Below are 17,690 nucleotides of genomic sequence, written 5' to 3' on the forward strand. Positions count from 1 at the left end.
TGATGTGATGAGTCGCGGTGTCGGGTTTCGATGATCCGTGACACCGTGACACCCGAACACGGCGCAGAGGCCGTCGGACGAAGGGGTTGTGCGCGATGCTGACACTCATTCCCGCCGAACAACGGCGCACACTCCCGGAACTGGTCGATCGCCTGGACCTCCGATCGGGTGAGCAGGCATCCAAGACCTCCGCATTCTGGATCATGCTGACCCTGTCCGGCGTGATCGCGGTGTCCGGTATCGCCGCCGACTCCACCGCCACGGTCATCGGTGCGATGATCGTGGCGCCGTTGTCGACGCCCATCCTGGGTATCGGTCTGGGCATCGTCACCGGACGCGGGCGACTCATCCTCTCGAGCCTCGGTTACGTGGCCGCCGGTCTCGTCCTGGTCACCGTGCTCGGGATCGTGGTGTCCCAACTGTTGCCCAACCCGACGAATGTGCTGGCCAACTCGCAGGTCCTGGGCCGGACGTCACCGACCCTGGTCGATCTGCTCGCCGCCATCGCGACCGGCCTCGCAGGGGCTGTCGCGATCACCCGCCGTGACGTCGGCGACGTGTTGCCCGGTGTCGCCATCGCGATCTCCCTGGTCCCACCGCTCGGTGTGGTCGGCGTGTGCCTCGGGTCGGGCGCACCGTCGCTGGCGCTCGGCGCGTTCGTCCTGTTCGCGTCGAACGTGGTCGCCATGATCATCACCGGCATCATCGTCCTGACCATCGGTGGCTATGCGCGGGAGGCCACCGAGGACGCCGAACGCGAGCCCGCCAGCGGCGCCAGCAGGTCGCGTGCCCGGGCCTACGTGATCCTCGCGCTGGCACTCGTGGTCGTCGCGATCCCGATGGTGCTGAACTCGTTGTCGTCGTTGTGGTCGCGTCAGGTGGCCACCGCCGCCGACTCGTGGCTGGCTGACGGGGGTGCGAGTTCGGCCGAAGTAACCGGGGTGTCGTGGAGTGGAAGCACCGTGACGGTCAGTGTGCTCGCGCCGCAGGACCTTCCCGACGTGGCCCAGCTCCAACGCACCGTCGACGACCTCGTGCCGTGGGATCCGCAAGTTGTCGTCGTGCACACCGTCGGAGCCCGGGAGTCCGCTGGCTGATCCGCGGCAGCCGCTCCACGGCGCGGCACACGCTGTCGACACACCTGGACAATGGACGTGTGTCCGATCCCGGACACCATCGACGACGAACAGAGGTGATCTCCATGGGGAGCCCGAATGAGGCAACTCCAGCAGTGACCGAATCGATCTCCGCGGCGGCATCGTCTCTGCCGTTCGACGACACCCGTGACTTCACCGCCGCCGACCGGGGACTCGTGGCCAAGCTCGATCCGCCCGTCATCGCCGGCTCCGGCGGTGACGCTGTCTGGGACTGCGACGAATTCAGCTTCCTGACCGACGATTGCCCTCCCACCGCCAATCCCAGTCTGTGGCGCCAATCCGGTCTCGTCGCCAAGCAGGGGCTCTTCGAGGTGGCCGACCGCATCTATCAGCTCCGCGGGCTCGACCTGTCGAACATGACGATCATCGAGGGCGACACCGGTGTGATCGTGATCGATCCGCTGATCTCCGAGGAGACCGCGGCCGCCGGACTGCAGTTGTATCGCCGCGAGCGTGGCGATCGTCCGGTGAAAGCCGTCATCTACACCCATTCGCACATCGATCATTTCGGTGGGGTCAAGGGTGTCACGACGCAGGAGGCGGTCGACGCGGGCGACTGTGCCATCGTCGCGCCGGTCGGCATGGTCGAGCACGCGGTGTCCGAGAACGTCTACGCCGGAACGGCAATGGGTCGTCGCGCGGCCTACATGTACGGTGCCGCCCTCCCCCGCGGTCCCCAAGGAGCCGTCGGTGCCGGCCTCGGCCAGTCGACATCGACCGGTACGCCGACCCTGATCGTGCCGACCATCGACATCTCCACGACCGGCCAGACCGAGACCATCGACGGGGTCACGATCGAGTTCCAGATGACCCCCGGCACCGAGGCGCCGGCCGAGATGAACTTCTATTTCCCGCAGATGCGTGCATTGTGCATGGCGGAGAACGCCACTCACACCTTGCACAACCTGCTCACCCTGCGTGGGGCGCTCGTCCGCGATCCGCACGTGTGGGCGAAGTACCTGACCGAGGCCATCAATCGATACGCCTCACGCTCCGATGTCCTGTTCGCCTCGCATCACTGGCCGACCTGGGGGACCGCCGAGCTCACCGAGTTCCTCGCCCAGCAGCGGGACCTCTACGGCTACTTACACGATCAGACCCTGCGCCAATTGAACCAGGGCCGAACCGGATTGGAGATCGCCGAGGACATCCAGCTGCCGCCTGCACTGACGAACGCCTGGCACACGCACGGGTACTACGGTTCGGTCAGCCACAATGTGAAGGCCATCTACCAGCGGTACATGGGATGGTTCGACGGTAATCCCGCGCACCTGTGGGAACACCCGCCGGTCGAGTCCGCGAAACGACACGTCGAGTTCATGGGCGGTGCCGACGAAGCAGTCCGCAAGGCGCGTGGTTCGTTCGATGCCGGCGATTTCCGTTGGGCGGCGACCGTTCTCAACTATGTGATCTTCGCCGAACCGGAGAACTCGGCGGCCCGAGAACTTCAGGCCGACACTCTCGAGCAGCTGGGTTACGGCGCCGAGAACGGCACCTGGCGCAACTTCTTCCTGATGGGCGCCTATGAGTTGCGGAACGGTCCGGTCGGGACGCCGACCAACACGGCCGCCCCTGACATCGTCGCAGCGCTGTCCGTCGAGCAACTCTTCGACGCGATCGCCCTGCGGGTCGACGGCCCCAACAGCTGGGACGCCCACCTCACGCTCGACTGGGTGATCACCGACGAGAACATCCGTCACCGCGCAGAACTCCGCAACGGGCTCCTCGTCCATTTCGACCTCGACGGGGAACCCGCGACGCCGCCCGATGCCACGTTCACCCTGACGAAGCCGGTTCTGCTCGCACTTCTCCTCGCCGGCGCCGATCTGAACGCGGCCATCGACGACGGCTCTGTCACCGTCGACGGCGATGCGGCGCTGTTCGCTGAGATGGCGGGCCATCTCGATTCGCCGGACCCGGATTTCGCCATCGTCACACCGTGATCCGCTCGCCGGGTCCGATCGGCTGACATCGGGGCGCGTTCCGCGACGGGACGCGCCCCGATGCCGTCCGGGTCGTCACCCCAAGCCAGAGATCCCCTTGCCGATCAGCACGACACCGATCACCAGGATGAGCACCGCCATCACTGTCGCGTTGTTGTCCTGCAGCCAGACCTTCAGCCGGTCCAGTGGTTCCCGCAACCGTTCCGCGGCAATCTGATACGCGAGTACCGGGATGACCACCGTCGTCGCGGCCAGCGCCGAGAAGATCGCGACCAGCGCGACATCCGACCCGGCGGACAGCGCCGCGGACCCGATGCTCACCCCGGCCGCGACGCACATCACCAGGTTCTTGGGGTTCACGGCCGACAGGGCGAAGCCGAGACCGAGGGCTGTCGGCGGTCGCATCTCGTCGACCGCTCGCATCCATTTCGGGGTGGGGTGCTCGCCGCCGCGGCCACGCCATTGCCGAAGGCCGACGACCAGGAGCACGATTCCCAGTCCCAGCTTGATCCACGCACTCCCCGACGACCCCGAATCACCCATGGCGCCACCGAGGAAAACGAAGATCGTGGTGGCGACGACGATGCCGAGCACCCAGCCGACCGCGAAGCCGATGCTGGTGGTCCTGGCGTGCTTGCCGAGCAGCATGAGGATCGCACCGATGATCGGGATGGGCGAGATCGCGACTCCCAGCGCAAACGGCAGTAGTTCTCCGAGTACCGATCCCACCCAGCCTCCTCCATCGACGCGCCGCATTTCTGCCAGTCCACCACGCCCGGCCCCGAGAAGCCACGGATGTCGCGATGTCCGAGCGCAGATCGTTCGCAACAGGTGAGCAGCACGGCCTCGAGGTGTCTAGGGTGAGAATCGTGGCCGGGGCCGACATCAGAGCGCGATTGCCGAAGATGGGACGCCCGCGCCCGTCGGACCTGATCTCCGGGCTGGTCACCGCCCTCTTCTCCATCCCCGAGGGCATGGCCTACGCGAGCATCGGCGGCTTCAACCCGGTGAGCGGCCTCTACTCGGGCATGGTGTCGACGTTTGTCGGCTCGATGTTCGCACGCACCGTCCTGATGGTGACGACACTGACGAGTGCGATCGCCCTGTCGGCTAAGAGCGTGCTGTCCGAGGCCGGCCTGGATCCCACCGATGTCGGCAACATCGCGATGCTCACCGTCGCGGTCGGCGTGGTCATGCTGGCGCTCGGGCTCCTGAAGGTCGGCGCGATCATGGATTTCGTCTCGAGCGCGGTCATGACGGGCTTCACGCTCGGGATCGCGGTCCAGATCGTCAGTGGGGTCCTCAAGGACGTCACCGGCTACGACCCGCAGTCGCACAACACGCTGGTCAAATTCGTCGACGCCGCAGCCCACGTCTCGCAGTGGTCGTGGGCCGCGGTCCTCGTGGCGGTCGCGACCGTCGCGGTGTGGGCCGTGTTCCGTTTCGTGAAAGCGGTCGCTTCCTACGCGACCCTGATCTCCCTCGTCGTCGTCACCGCCGTCTGCGCGATCGTGGACGTCGACATCGAGAACGTCGGTGACATCGCCGAGATCCCCAACAGCCTGCCCCCGGTCACGGTGCCGGACGTCTCGAAGCTGCCCGATCTTCTCCTCGGTTCGTTCGCGATAGCGCTCGTCGCACTCGCGCAGGCGGCCGGTATCTCGGCGGCGGTGCCGAACCCGGATAAGTCCCGGCCGAGCGCGTCGGGGGACTTCGCGGCGCAAGGTGCGGCAAACATCGTCGGCGGCTTCTTCGGGTCACTGGCCACCGGCGGTTCGCTGTCGCGCACCGGGGTCGCGGTGTCGGCGGGGGCGAAGACCCGCTGGGCGGGCATATTCGCGGGCGTATGGCTGCTGCTGCTCGTCGTCGTCGCCGGGTCGGCCGCGCAGATCATCCCGATGGCTGTCATCGGCGGATTGTTGTTCGTGATCGGCTTCGAGTTGATCGCAGGTCGGTGGGACGACGTCGTCCTGGTGGTGCGGACCGCACCGCTCAGTGCGGTCGCGATGATCGCCACCTTTGTCGCCACCACCCAGATCCCGCTACAGGACGCCATTCTCGTCGGCGCGGGGATATCACTGGTGCTCTACTGCGTGCAGGCCGCCCGGTCGGCCGAACTCGTCGAGTTGCGCCCCACCGACAGCGGTTGGGAGACAGCGCCGTTGCCGCCGGTACTGCCCTCCGAGCGCATCACGGTGGTCCACTACTCCGGGGTGTCGTTGTTCGCCGAGGTCCCGCGGGTCTCCGGGCAATGGCCGCGAGCCGCGGAGGACAACCGGCGCAGTGTCCTCATCCTCAGCGTGCGAACGCTTCCGGGCGTGCCGTCGGCGACGGTGCAAAAACTCCTCCGGACGCGAGCCGAGGAGGTGCGTGCCAACGGGGGCCGCTTCATCCTCGTCGGCGTCCGGGATGACCTGCTCAACCGACTACGACGAGCCGGCCTCGTCGACACCATCGGCGCCGACAACATCTTTCCGGCGACCGAGGTCGTGTTCGGTGCGCTGGACGACGCCTACGAGACCGCCACCCGTTGGCTGGCGGAACAGCCGAAGAGCTGACCGACGGTCAGCAGATGCTGATGTTGAACGGCCCCAGAGGAATGTTGATGCAGAACGAGACCGATCCGGCGTTGATCACCGGGTGAGGCTCGAGTGGGGAGGCACCGGCTGCCGGTGCGACGGCCGAGCCGACACCCAACACCACAGCCGCACCTGCGATGGCCAGACACATCCTGCGCTTCATCTTCGTCACCCTTCGGTCGATGTCGGAGGCGTCCCCCGGCACGCCACGTCCGATTTTACCCACCGGAGCGCACAACGCTCACCGGGCCGATCTCGCCGTCCTGTGTTTTCGTTTTCAGGTGACCATCACCCACCTCGGCCGGATCTTCCACGTGGCCGGACGACCGACCGTCTCCGACGCGGATGCCGCGCTGATCTGGATTCCCGACGGCGCGTTGGTTCTCGACGATGCGGGCACGATCATCTACTGCGGGCCCCGCGACGCACGACCGGCCGCGCTCCCCGGACCGGACGACACGATTCACGATCACGGCGATGCCTTCCTGATCCCGGGCTTCGTCGACACCCACATCCACTACCCCCAGACCTATTCGGTCGACGCATACGGCGGTGGCCAGCTGCTGGAATGGCTCGAGCACTGCATCTTCCCGGCCGAGGCACGGCTCGCCGATCAGGCGTTCGCAGCACACGCAGCGCGGGATTTCACCGCCCGCCGGATCGCCGTCGGTACCACCGCCGCACTGGTCTTCGGGTCCGCATTTCCACACGCGCAGGATGCGCTGTTCACCGAGACCGAGCGCACCGGCCTGCGTCTGGTCAGTGGCCGGGGCATCCAGACCGTCGGGGGTGAATCGGCGGCACCGTTGCTGACCTCGGAGTCCGACGCCATCGAGCTCACCGCCGACGAGATCGACCGATGGCACGCCAAGGACTCCGGTGATGTCGACACCGCGCTCCTGCAGGTGGCCATCGTGCCGCGTTTCTCGTTGTCGGTCACCACCGACACTCTCGCCGCCCTCGGGGAGCTCTACACCGACGTGGCCGCACGCGGTGTGTACGTCCACACCCATCTCAACGAGAACAACCGGCCGGGCACGGGCGAGATCGACATGGTGAAGCGCACTTTCGGTGTCGAGAGCTACCTCGACACCTACGATGGCCGCTTCCTGCCCGGCAGCGTCGTCGGCGGCGCCGGACTGCTCGGTCGGCGGACCATCATGGCGCACGCCGTCCACTGCACCGACGACGAGCTGGCGCGGATGGCGGAGACAGGCACGTCGATCGCGCATTGCCCTGTGTCACAACAGTTCCTCGGCTCCGGGACGATGCCGTGGCGTCGTACCGTCGGCTCGGGTGTCACGGTCGCCGCGGGAACCGACGTCGGCGCGGGCGACGAATGGCTGATCTCACGGGTGCTCGCCGACGCGTTCAAGGTGCACCTCAGCGAGCCCGGCGCCGACAGTGTCGCGATCCATCCGGCTCAGATGCTGTTCACCGGCACGCTTGCCGGCGCCCGGGCTCTCGACATGGAGGACCGCTTCGGCAACTTCGACGTCGGGAAGGAGGCGGACTTCCTCGTGATCCGCCCAGAACTGTGGCCGCCGCTGGAATCGATTCTGCACCACGGCATCCGCGCCGACGACGAGATCACCGCCCGCGATCAGACATTGTTCGCGCTACTCATGGGCCTCCGTGAACCCGCGGTCGCGGAGGTGTATGTCCGCGGGCGCACGGTCACAGCCCCTTCGTGACGCTGCCTCGCACGCTCGGCGGCTCCTCAGGGATCAGAAACCCGCGCCGACCGCTACACCTCAGCGAGCCGAACACCGCGCCGACTGTGCCCTGGAATTCGCCGATCGTGCCCGCGCCGTGAGTTTCTGGGCACGGTCAGCGAAATTCTGGACACGGTCGGCGGGGTTCAGGGCACCGCTCACTCGGAGATGCGCAGACCATCCCACTCGTGGTCGTGCATGAATCCCTCGGCGAGGCCGACGCGATACTTGAAGCAGCTGCGCAGGATTCCCATGTACGCGAACGGCAGCAGGAGCGCGGGCCGCTGGTCGCCGCGAGCGCTGATGACGTCGCTCGAGTTGCGGAAGTCCCGGAAGAACGTCCGGAGACTGCGCCCACGGCGAGATGCCTTGCGCCAGCCGTACAGCAGCATGCCGAGCCCGATCATCTTGTCCACGTCGGGTTGCGGGGTGATGATCTCGTCATTCGTCCCGAAGAACGCACGATCGACGCCGTCCTGCGGCTCGAACATCATGATGCCGCTCGTCGCGCGCGGGTTGCATTCGATGCAGAACAGACCGCGCTCCGGATCCTCGATGAAGTCGAAGCCGACCTGCCCGGTGAAGTTCATGTCCTGCACGAACTTCGAGATCCACTCGAAGATCGCATCGTGCTGCACCGAACGGAAGTTCAGGCACGAGCTGCCGCCGATCGCGTAGTCGACGGGATAGGTGGCGTGGGCATGGATCCGGCCGTCGCGCACGATGGAGTAGGTGCAGTAGTTGGTGCCCGACAACCACTCCTGCGCGAGCCACGGGTTCATCGGATCGAACTCCACCCAATCGAGATCGCCGCCCGGAATCACCTTGTGCACCTTCTGCGATCCCCGCGAGTAGCACTCCTTGAGTGCGAACGGCGCGGTGAAGTCTAGCTTCGCGAGGTCCTCGGGCCCGGCGACCTGCGCATACTTCAGCGTCGGGATACCGCGGGCGACGAGGAGTTCCTGGAACTCGAACTTGTTGTGCAGACTGTTCTCCACCTCGAAGTCGGAGAGGAACAGCTCGCAGTCGTCCGGGAAGATGTCGACCATCATCGAGAGGATGTCGGTCTCCTCGTGGATGGGGATGACCATGTCGACGTTCTCGTCGGCCACGATCTTCGCCAACGCGTGACAGTAGGCACGTGGCTCGAACTTGGGCGCCGGGACCCGGTGAAAGGCGTCGGCGGCGTGGGAGAAACGGGTCACGCCGACCGGGATGGAGTCGACGATCGTCACCCGATGCCCTCCCGCCGACATCAGGCGCGCGAGTTCCAGGGTCAGAAACGATCGACCGAAGGTGATCAAGACGTGTTTGCCTGCCGATGTGCCCACTGTCAGGAGTGTAGGAGGGGCAGATTAGGCTGTCTCACCGGCCTACGGGAGAGTTCGGCGAAAAAGGAATAGTCGGGCCGCCGGGATCGTTGCACAATGCTGTTACACGGGGTGCTGTGCCGTCCCGGGTTGCGCGAGGTCAGTCTGGGGAGGTGTGGGCATGTTCGTGATCGGTGTGATCGCCGCGTGTCTCGCCGCCGTCGCCTACGGGATGTCCACCGTACTCCGCGCGCTGGGTGCTCGCCGGGTGGCGACGACGGCGCGCGAAGAGGGTAATGAGGCGAGCCAGGTCAATGCGGTCGGCGGGCCCTCACTGCAGTCGACGATGTCGACCTTCGTCGATCCCGCGTTCATCCTCGGCACCACGATGGTGGTCATCGGTTTCGCCGGTGGCGCGCTCGCCGCTCGCTTCCTCCCGCTCTTCCTGTCGCAGACCATCGTGTCGGCGAATCTCGTGGTCACCGCCCTGCTGGGCACGATCATGCTCAACATCGCCCTGCAGACCCGCGACTGGATCGCCATCTGGCTGGTCGTGTTGTCACTGTGTCTGCTCGGGCTGTCCGCCGAGCATCACACCGGTGGCGGCGAGAGCGCGGTGTTCCACTGGGAACTGTTCGTCGCAACCCTCGGGCTCTGCGCGATCGCGCTGTTCGGCGTCTACCGCCTGGGGAGGCACGCCGCCATCGTCGGCGGCGCCACGGCCGGTCTGTTGTTCGGCGTCATCGCGATCGCGGTGCGCGTCCTCGACGGCGTCGCGCCGTTCGAACCGCTGGTCCTGATCGCCGACCCGGCAGCGTGGACCATCGCCGTCGCGGGTGCCGTGGGCTTCTTCGTGCAGACGGTGGCCCTGCAGGTCGGTGCCGTGAACGGGGTGACCGCGGTCCTCGTCGTCGGCGAGACGGCCGGCCCCAGCCTGGTCGGTGTGCTGTTCCTCGACGACACCGCCAAGCCCGGTCTCGGCTGGCTGGCCATCGTCGGCTTCATCGGTGCCGTCATCGGCGCGGTGCTGGTCGCCTGGTACGGCTCCGGCGATCCCGATCACTTCGGTGAGGCCCCACCGCTCAAGGGCGGGTGGCGCCGCGGGCGCGAGGAGGAGCCGACGACCGACACCGGTGAGATCGACACCGGCGCCGGCTACGACATGTACGGCGTGACACGGCGGCACTACGAGACCCAGGACCGGTTCACCGACGACCCCGACGCTCCCCCACCCGGCAGCACCTCCTGACCCCGAACCGGTCGGCCGGCGCTCTCCGATGTGAGTCCGACACCGGCATCACCGCTGGACAGCAGATGTCTGGATTATCCGGACATCGCCTGCCCAGTGGTGACGGTCATGTCGGCGGATCGGGGCGCGATCAGTCCTTCTTCTTCGTCCCCGGCAGCACCCCCGCATCGATGACCGCCTTCACATACGGGCGGGTGCGCTCGAGCAGATCGTCGATGCCGGGTCCCGACCACGCAGGTGCCGTGATGGCGTCGGTCTCGGCCTCGATGGCCCGGTACATCACCAGACCGGTCTCGGTCAGCTGGTGGCCGGTCTCGGTGCGCGAGGCATAGCCGCGGTCGACGAGGCGATCGACGGATGCCTCCCAGTCGTCGTCGGACCAGCCGCGTGTGATCTGCACGAGCTTGCGACCGAGGAGTCGGCGTCGGACGGTGGGGTCGGCGATCTCCGCCTCGTGGAAGGTGACCGCGTCGAGCGCGTCGAGCCCGTGGTTCACCAGCACCGCGATGTGATTGTCGCCGCGCCACTCCCGCAGCACCGCGATGGCATGCCAGAGCGCGACGTGCGGCTGCGCGGATGGCTCGGCCGCCGCCCAGGCCGCGGCCAGCGGTCGGCCACCGAACGACAGCGATGCCGCGATATCGGTGTAGCGCGCGGTCAGTTCGACGATCTCGGCGTCGTCGACGCGCTCCCCGAGGATCGCGCGCAGTTCCTCGTCGAGCATCTGCACGCGCCGGTCGGCGACCCGCTGCAGACCCGCACCACGGGCCGACTCCCAGGCGGGGGTGATCACCGACGACGAGAAGTTGTAGAACGCGGACACCACCACCGACGGGACACAGTCACCGAGCGGCGCTCCGCGGGCGCCGACGTAGAACGCGTGCGCGTCGATGCCGAGATCCTCCCGGGCGGCCCGCAGCCCCGGGTTGAAGTATGCGAGGACATGGAACGGTTCGATGGATTCGTACGCCTTGCGAGCGCTCTGCTGCGTGGTCTCATCGGCAATCGAGGTCATGCCCCACACTTGCCGCCGCGGCGTGGGACTGTCAACCGCCGACGGTCCGACGCGTTTGCGCCCGCACCGCCGACCGACCCGGTAGATGTGGACACATGGACGACCTCGAGGCGATCAAACATCTGAAGTACCGCTATCTGCGAGCGCTGGACACCAAGGACTGGGATGTGTTCGCCGCGACCCTCACCGACGACGTCACCGGCGACTACGGCGCATCGTTGAGCTTCACCAACCGGACCGAGCTCGTCGACTACATGCGCACGTCGGTGGGTCCGGCCGTCATCACCGAGCACCGGGTGGATCACCCCGAGATCGACGTCGAGGGCGACGAGGCGACCGGTCGGTGGTACCTGCAGGACAGGGTCATCGTTCCCGACTTCTCGTTCATGCTCTTCGGCGCCGCCTTCTACGACGACCGCTACCGCCGCACCGAACAGGGGTGGCGTATCTGCGCCACCGGATACGACCGCACGTACGAGGCCAAACTGAACCTGGCGGACGTACCGAGTTTCGCGCTCGACGTCGGGCCCGCGGTCCGGATCTGAGCGGTCATGTCGTTCCGGGCGGAGTCCTTCGACGATCGGCGTGACGCGGGAATCGCACTGGCGCAACGGTTGACGCGTGAGCCGCGGATGTCGGCGCCGGGCTCCGACGACCGCGACGTCGTCGTGATCGGTCTCGCCCGGGGCGGCGTCCCGGTCGCGCGGGAGGTCGCCGACGCATTCGATGCCGCGCTGGACGTCCTGGTGGTGCGCAAGATCGGCGCACCCGGCCAACCGGAGTTCGCGATGGGTGCCATCGCCGCCGGCGAGATCGTCGTCAACGACGATGTGCCGCGCAGGCTCGGCGTCTCGGAGGCCGTGTTCGCCGAGGCCGTCGACCGCGAGAACCGGATTCGGGTCGAGCGTGAGCAGCGGTATCGCGAAGGGCGCGAACCGCTCTCGTTCACTGGCCGCACCGTCGTCCTCGTCGACGACGGTCTCGCCACCGGTTCGACGATGGCGGTGGCGGTGCGCGCCGCGCGGGTGGGTGGGGCCACCGCGATCGTGGTCGCCGTGCCGACCGGACCGGCCGACACCCTGCGGCGATTCGCCGACGACTCAGACGTCGATGCCGTCGTCGCCGTGATGACTCCGGAACCGTTTCACGCTGTGGGACAGTCTTATCGGACCTTCGGCCAGGTCGAGGACGAGGAAGTGCGGCTCAGTCTGCGACGCGGGTGAGCCCGTTCAGGGCACCTCCGTGGTCAGTACCTCCGCGGTCAGCACGGCGCCCGGCGCCGACACAGCGGGCATCACCGGACCGAAATCACCGTTGCCGTCAGATCACCCGGCGCATCGTCCCGGCGCGTCGGCCGTCACCGGTGTCAGCGGCGAGCGCGAGCACCTCGTCGAACCCCTCGACAAGACACTCGGCGAACAACTCCGGTTCGGTGATCGAGGCCGCGTCCTGATTCAGCCCGAGGCAGGCGACGCCGTTGTGGGTGATCATCGTGGCCATCACCGCGCAACCGGGCAGTGGCCCGAAGGGGAACATGCGTTCCACCTTGGCCCCCGCGACGAAGGTGTCCCACGGGATCCCCGGCACGTTGCTGGCCTGCAGGTCGTTCTGCGTTGTCGCGCCGCTGAACTGGGCGAGTACCTGACCCGGCAACCACGCGAGGACCGACCCGAGGGTGTTGAAGATGTCGACAGCGGGTTCGGTCCGGGCCGCGCGCACCTGCTCCCGAATGGTGAGGACGCGCTCGAACGGGTCCTCGATCCCGACCGGTCCGGCCATGCGGCCCACCGCGATCCGGTTGCCGCCTGCGGGATCCTCGGGGCGGCGCACGGAGATCGGGATCGCGACGGGGATCGCCTCGACGGGGGTGCCCATCTTCTCGTGGTAGAACCGGAATCCGCCGATCAGCCCGGCCAGGTAGGCGTCGTTCACCGAGGCTCGGGCCGCCTTGCCGGCCGCCTTCAGGTCGTCGAACGGTACCTCGAAGGCGCTGAACCGCCACGACAGGCTGCGATGGGCGAGCAACGGCGAACCCGGCGGACTGACCAGTCCCGCCACCCGCGGCACCGACCGTCCGTAGCGCAGCACCTCGCTGACCGCCCGACGCGGCCGGGCCAGAGCACGCACCCCGTGCCAGGCGGTGTCGATGCGATGGGGCAGTCGTCCGGCCTCCTCGACGATCTGTCGCCCGAGGACGTCGAGGGAGGACACGTTGCGTGGCTCGGGGTTCGGCGGCTGCGGCTTGCCGGGGATGGGATCGCGCGACGTCGAATGCAGTTGCGCCAGTCCGAGTATCGCGCCCAGTCCGTCGGTGAGGGCATGGTGGGCCTTGAGGAAGTAGGCGGCCTTGCCGTCGGGCAACCCCTCGATCAGGGTTCCCTCCCACGGCGGACGACCCGGGTCGAGAGCGGCCATCGCGAGTTGTTCACAGGTGGTGAAGAGTTCGCGCATCGACCCGTCGCCGGCCAGACGCATCCGCCGGACGTGATAGTGCAGGTCGAAGTCCGGGTCGACGGCCCAGCTCGGTGTGCCCGTGCCGAATGGTGAGTCGATCACCCGCTGCCGGAAGCGCGGCGCCATCCGGCTGCCCCACTCGTGGGCGGCGATGAGCCGATCCCAGTCCGGGACACAGTCGTAGATCTCGATCATGCAGATCGTGGCGCGCAGACGGCGGTCGGTGTCGCCACGCCACATCAGTGCGTCGACCGCACTCATGTGCGATTCGCTGGCCCAATCGAGTGGTTCGTCGGTGTTGCTCACAGATCTGCCTCCGTCGATCGCGTCATCCGTCCGTCCTCGAAGGACTCGACCGGCCAATCGGTCAGTGCGCTGACGAACATCTGTCGGACCTCCTCCGCATGCTCACCCACGGTCTCCGGCTGCCACTCGGATGTGTCCACCGGCGGCAACACCTTGACCTCCACGGTCCCGGGTTTGATCAGTTGCGCTCCGCGCCACATCAATTCGCCGGTGTTGCGGAGGACGACCGGCACCACGGGGACGCCGGCCTGCATCGCGATGTGGAAGGGCCCCTTCTTGAACGGACCGATGCGCGGAGTCGACGACCGCGTCCCCTCCGGCGCCACCACGAGAGAGATGCCCTCGTCGCGGAGTTTGCGCACCGCGGGTTGGAGCTGCTCGATGGCACGGCCGGGGTCGGCGCGATCGATGAAGACGAGCCCCGCCGCGTCGAGGATCTGACCGAGAACCGGCACCCGTTTGATCTCCTTCTTCGCGACGCCGGTGGCGTCGCGGCGGACGAGGTGGATCAGCACCGGCAGGTCCAGTTTCGACTGGTGGTTGAACACGAAGACGCACGGCCGATCCGCGGTCAGATGTTCCTCACCGTCGAGCACACGGACGGTGACCCCGGCGATGGCGAGGCCGATGTCGTTGCCGGTGGGGATCGCCGAGTCGACCAGGATGCTCGGATCACGCCGCAGCAGTCCCCCGGCGACGCCGACCGCGGCCGAGGAGATGAACGATCCGTAGAACGCCCCCGTGCGGGCGGCCATCGCCAGCCGGTTGTACGTGGGATTACGCAGATCGAGGATGGGCCAGCCACGCGCCTGGGCCTCGGCCCGCAAACCGTGTCGCGGTGACACCGCGGCCGGGTGCCCGACCGACTCGAGATAGGGGATGTCCTCGTTGCCGTCGCTGTAGGCGAACGACGCGTCGAGGTCCATGTCGTGCTCGCGCGCGAGAGCGCGGACGGCCGCCGCCTTACCCGGCCCCCACAGCGGCCGGCCGAGGAACTTGCCGGTGACCACGCCGTCGACGACCTCGACGTCGGTCGCCAGCGCGTCGTCGGCCTCGATCTCCCGGGCGATCGGGTCGATCTGGAAACGCGTCGCCGACGACGCGATCACGATGCGGTGCCCCATCTCCCGGTGCGCCCGCAGGATCTGCCACATCTGAGGACGCAGCTGGGCGGCGGTCTCGTGCTTGAACAGCTGGGCACCGAATTCCAGCAGCTCGGCGTAGGTCTTGCCGGCGAAGGTCGGTTTGGTCGCCTCGAGCACGTCGGCGTAGTCCTGCTCGGACTTGACCCCACGCAGGCCGATGAGCAGGAAGTCGGCGAGCTCGCCGAGGCCGAACTCCATGCTGCGGATCCGGGCCCGGGTGATGGCGATGGCCGAGAAGCCCTCGATCAGCGTGCCGTCGTAGTCGAAGAAGGCGCCCACCTTCTTGCCGGTGGGGGCCGATCGGATCTCCCGCAACCGGTCGGCGACGGAGCTCATCGGCGCAGACCCCGGAGCGCCTCGCCGAAGTGTTCGGCCTCGATCGTGGCGATCCGGGACAACCGGTCGCGCATCAGGTTCACCTCGTCCAGCCATGCCTGCCGCCCGGCCGCCAGGTCGTCGACGCCGGTGCCGGTGATGAGGCCCCGATTGTCGGCGAGCTGATAGGCCGCGTCGTAGAGCTCCTTGGACACCGAGTCGCGACTGCGGACCACCCCCTGCAGGGACAGCTGCCGGCCGAGGCCCAGGCAGGCGTCGAGCAGCGTGTCCTTGTCGATCGACGTCTCCGCACCGGCCGACACGAGGCTCTCGGCGACGACGAGTTGGGCGTCGAAGAACGGCTGCAGGGTGCGGCGCGCGACCAGCGACCCGCCGTGCTCCCGCAACGTGCGCTCGGTCCACGCCTGATCGGGCCGGACGTCCCGCCATTCCGACGACATCAGGTCGAGCTCGGCCCCGAGCCGATGCAGGAACGCTTCTTTCGCCGGGAAGAAGAACTCGAACTTCAGCAGGTCGCGGATGCGCAGTGCCTCCTGCTGCGCCGACGGCAGCAGTTCACCCGCACCGTCGTCCTCGAGGGCGCCGTCGGCGGCGGCGAGCATGCCGAGTTCGACGATGGCCCGGTCAACGAAGTGATGCAGGGCGCCGTTGCGGTAGTAGGCGGCGACGGCATAGCTGTCGGGCGCGATCGACCACACCGTGTCCGGCCCCTCGTCGAACCGCGTGAGCACCCCTTCCTCGGTGAGGACACCGAGCGTGCGCCGCAGGCCGATGCCGCGACACAGCTCGGGATCGGGTCCCGGCAGACCGCGACGATCGATGTACTCGAGCAACGGCGCGAGGATGGCCTCGATCTCACCCGCGGTGTAGGCGCGCTCCCGGGCGCCGAGCAGGGCGAAACCCGCCAGCGAGGTCGCCGAGATCGGTGTGGCGGCGTTGATCTCGTCCATCACCTTGAACGCGACCTTCTCCAGTTTGGCCGGCCCCTCGCCCGACTCGGCGAGCGCCTGACGGAGCGAGAACGGTTCTCCGAAACGGACTCTCGCCTCCCCGAGATAGTCGCGCTGCGCCTTCGCGTACTTCAGCAGCCAGCCGACGCCCTCGGGCTTCTTCTTCCCACCGGCCGACTCCTTGGCCATCGCGCCGATCTCGTGCAGCTGGTCGTACACGATCGACGTCGGGACTATCATCACGTCGGCGTCGTCGAGCTGCTCCACCGCGTCGACGACGTAGGCCAGCAGACCCAGCATCGGCTTGCGCAGCTTGCCCGTTCGGCTCCGGCCACCTTCGATGTACCACTCGAGGTTGAACCGCTTCTCGACGATGAACGAGAGATAGGCCCGCATCGCGAACTTGTAGATCGGGTCCGCCCCGAACTTGCGGCGGATGAAGATCATCCCGGCCCGCCGCGCGATCGGGCCCACCGGCCAGAACGCGAGGTTGTTGCCGCCGAGCACCAGGTTGGGCGGGAAGTCATGGCTGCGCAACACTTCCGACAACACCAGCGGATCGACGTAGGAGCGGTGCGACGGCAGGAACACCAGTCCGCTGGACTTGTTCAGTTCGCGCAGCCGATTGAGGGTGCCGAGGTCGACCGACACGGTCCAGGTCCGCTCGTGCAGGTTGCTGAAGACCGACGAGAAGATGTCGTCCATGAGCCGGCTCTGCGTTGCGACGAACGTCGACATCTTGTCCGTCGCCTCCTGCGCGACCAAGGCGGCCGGACGACCGAGTTCGGCCGCCAGTTTCGCGGCTCCCGCCTGGAAGCGGGCGGAGGTGCTGATCTGCTCGGCGACGAGCCGAGGCACCTTGTACCGATCACCGACGATCTGGCGTTCCGCCCGCTCGGCCGACAGCGACGCCTGCACCGTCACATAAGCGGTGAACGACTCGCCCTCGGCCAGATGCTGTTCGTATCGTCGGCGGAGGTCGGCGATCGTCGCCGCCTCGCCCTCGACGACCCGCAAGCGATCCGGCCTGCGGCGTTTGATGACGGGCTGGGTCATCGCCATCGGACGACGGGGATTGGACAGGACCAGGACGTCGGCGACCGACACCCGGCGCTCGCCCTTGCGCACCGGGGGGAGCCAGGCGACCCGGGCCGGGATCAGCACCGTCTCCGGCGACAGACCGTCGAGGTCGACGTCGCGGGCCGAGCGGACCGGCGCGTCGGGATGCTGCGTGGCCGCCCACTCCGTCACCGCCCGCAGCTCACACGCCGTGCGTACCTCGGCCAGCACCATCGAGTCGCCCACTGCAACCGCCTCTCACGTTCCCCGGCCCCCGACGTCTGCACCCGACCGCCCCGGCGGCGGCCGCGTGCACGGCAGGGTCATTGTCGCGCGACGGACCTGCCGGGCGAGGCGGATTCGGTGAGAGAGGTGGCCCTTCGTGACGCTCGCAAGCTCGCTCCTCAGGGACCGGACCGTGGAAACGCACGCCCGCTCCGCAGGGACCGGACCGTGGAAACGCACGCACGCC

14 protein-coding genes are annotated in these 17,690 nt (G+C 67.6%); 7 read left to right on the plus strand and 7 right to left on the minus strand.

The window, feature by feature from the left end; translation table 11 throughout:
- Positions 1-95 precede the first annotated feature (95 nt).
- Together EEB19_RS14920 and EEB19_RS14925 are read left to right on the plus strand one after the other, a co-directional pair.
- Complete coding sequence (locus EEB19_RS14920) at positions 96-1,097, plus strand: TIGR00341 family protein (protein WP_187587593.1); 1,002 nt, start codon at positions 96-98, stop codon at positions 1,095-1,097.
- A 104-nt stretch (positions 1,098-1,201) separates the two neighbouring features.
- Entirely contained in the window at positions 1,202-3,100 is a 1,899-nt protein-coding gene (locus EEB19_RS14925) for an alkyl/aryl-sulfatase (RefSeq protein ID WP_187587595.1), read from the plus strand.
- A gap of 75 nt (positions 3,101-3,175) precedes the next feature.
- Here the strand turns inward: EEB19_RS14925 and EEB19_RS14930 are convergent, their stop codons facing one another.
- Complete coding sequence (locus EEB19_RS14930) at positions 3,176-3,829, minus strand: GAP family protein (RefSeq protein ID WP_187587597.1); 654 nt, start codon at positions 3,827-3,829, stop codon at positions 3,176-3,178.
- A 131-nt stretch (positions 3,830-3,960) separates the two neighbouring features.
- Here EEB19_RS14930 and EEB19_RS14935 point away from each other — a divergent pair, with 131 nt between their 5' ends.
- A complete protein-coding gene (locus EEB19_RS14935) occupies positions 3,961-5,658 on the plus strand; it encodes a SulP family inorganic anion transporter (protein ID WP_262365684.1) in 1,698 nt (565 codons plus the stop codon).
- A gap of 7 nt (positions 5,659-5,665) precedes the next feature.
- On the opposite strand, the gene EEB19_RS14940 is transcribed toward EEB19_RS14935, so the two are convergent.
- Positions 5,666-5,842, minus strand: a complete 177-nt coding sequence (locus tag EEB19_RS14940; RefSeq protein ID WP_187587781.1) for a hypothetical protein — start codon at positions 5,840-5,842, stop codon at positions 5,666-5,668.
- A gap of 118 nt (positions 5,843-5,960) precedes the next feature.
- On the opposite strand from EEB19_RS14940, the gene EEB19_RS14945 reads away from it, so the two are divergent.
- Positions 5,961-7,373, plus strand: a complete 1,413-nt coding sequence (locus tag EEB19_RS14945; RefSeq protein ID WP_262365685.1) for an amidohydrolase family protein — start codon at positions 5,961-5,963, stop codon at positions 7,371-7,373.
- A 179-nt stretch (positions 7,374-7,552) separates the two neighbouring features.
- On the opposite strand, the gene EEB19_RS14950 is transcribed toward EEB19_RS14945, so the two are convergent.
- Positions 7,553-8,725: a carboxylate--amine ligase gene (locus EEB19_RS14950; protein WP_187587601.1), complete on the minus strand. Its 1,173-nt coding sequence runs from the start codon at positions 8,723-8,725 to the stop codon at positions 7,553-7,555.
- A 160-nt stretch (positions 8,726-8,885) separates the two neighbouring features.
- On the opposite strand from EEB19_RS14950, the gene EEB19_RS14955 reads away from it, so the two are divergent.
- Positions 8,886-9,953 carry an EamA/RhaT family transporter gene (locus EEB19_RS14955; protein ID WP_262365686.1) on the plus strand — a complete coding sequence of 356 codons (1,068 nt, stop codon included), beginning with the start codon at positions 8,886-8,888 and terminating at the stop codon, positions 9,951-9,953.
- Between the two features lie 130 nt (positions 9,954-10,083).
- Here EEB19_RS14955 and EEB19_RS14960 read toward each other — a convergent pair whose 3' ends face one another.
- Positions 10,084-10,968 (minus strand): hypothetical protein, encoded by an 885-nt coding sequence (locus tag EEB19_RS14960; protein ID WP_187587603.1) that lies wholly within the window; start codon positions 10,966-10,968, stop codon positions 10,084-10,086.
- A 95-nt stretch (positions 10,969-11,063) separates the two neighbouring features.
- On the opposite strand from EEB19_RS14960, the gene EEB19_RS14965 reads away from it, so the two are divergent.
- Together EEB19_RS14965 and EEB19_RS14970 are read left to right on the plus strand one after the other, a co-directional pair.
- Entirely contained in the window at positions 11,064-11,513 is a 450-nt protein-coding gene (locus tag EEB19_RS14965) for a nuclear transport factor 2 family protein (protein WP_187587605.1), read from the plus strand.
- A 6-nt stretch (positions 11,514-11,519) separates the two neighbouring features.
- Positions 11,520-12,191 (plus strand): phosphoribosyltransferase, encoded by a 672-nt coding sequence (locus EEB19_RS14970; protein WP_187587607.1) that lies wholly within the window; start codon positions 11,520-11,522, stop codon positions 12,189-12,191.
- 97 nt (positions 12,192-12,288) lie between these two features.
- Here the strand turns inward: EEB19_RS14970 and EEB19_RS14975 are convergent, their stop codons facing one another.
- Genes EEB19_RS14975 through EEB19_RS14985 form a run of 3 tightly spaced genes read right to left on the minus strand, consistent with a single transcriptional unit; the run spans position 12,289 to position 17,452 of the window.
- Complete coding sequence (locus tag EEB19_RS14975; RefSeq protein WP_187587755.1) at positions 12,289-13,683, minus strand: wax ester/triacylglycerol synthase domain-containing protein; 1,395 nt, start codon at positions 13,681-13,683, stop codon at positions 12,289-12,291.
- A gap of 41 nt (positions 13,684-13,724) precedes the next feature.
- Positions 13,725-15,209: an HAD-IB family hydrolase gene (locus EEB19_RS14980; RefSeq protein ID WP_187587609.1), complete on the minus strand. Its 1,485-nt coding sequence runs from the start codon at positions 15,207-15,209 to the stop codon at positions 13,725-13,727.
- Positions 15,206-17,452, minus strand: a complete 2,247-nt coding sequence (locus EEB19_RS14985; protein WP_187587757.1) for a glycerol-3-phosphate 1-O-acyltransferase — start codon at positions 17,450-17,452, stop codon at positions 15,206-15,208. Before EEB19_RS14985 ends, EEB19_RS14980 begins: the two co-directional genes overlap by 4 nt.
- Between the last annotated feature and the right edge of the window lie 238 nt (positions 17,453-17,690).

Source organism: Gordonia sp. OPL2 (assembly GCF_003797825.1).
Taxonomy (GTDB): domain Bacteria; phylum Actinomycetota; class Actinomycetes; order Mycobacteriales; family Mycobacteriaceae; genus Gordonia.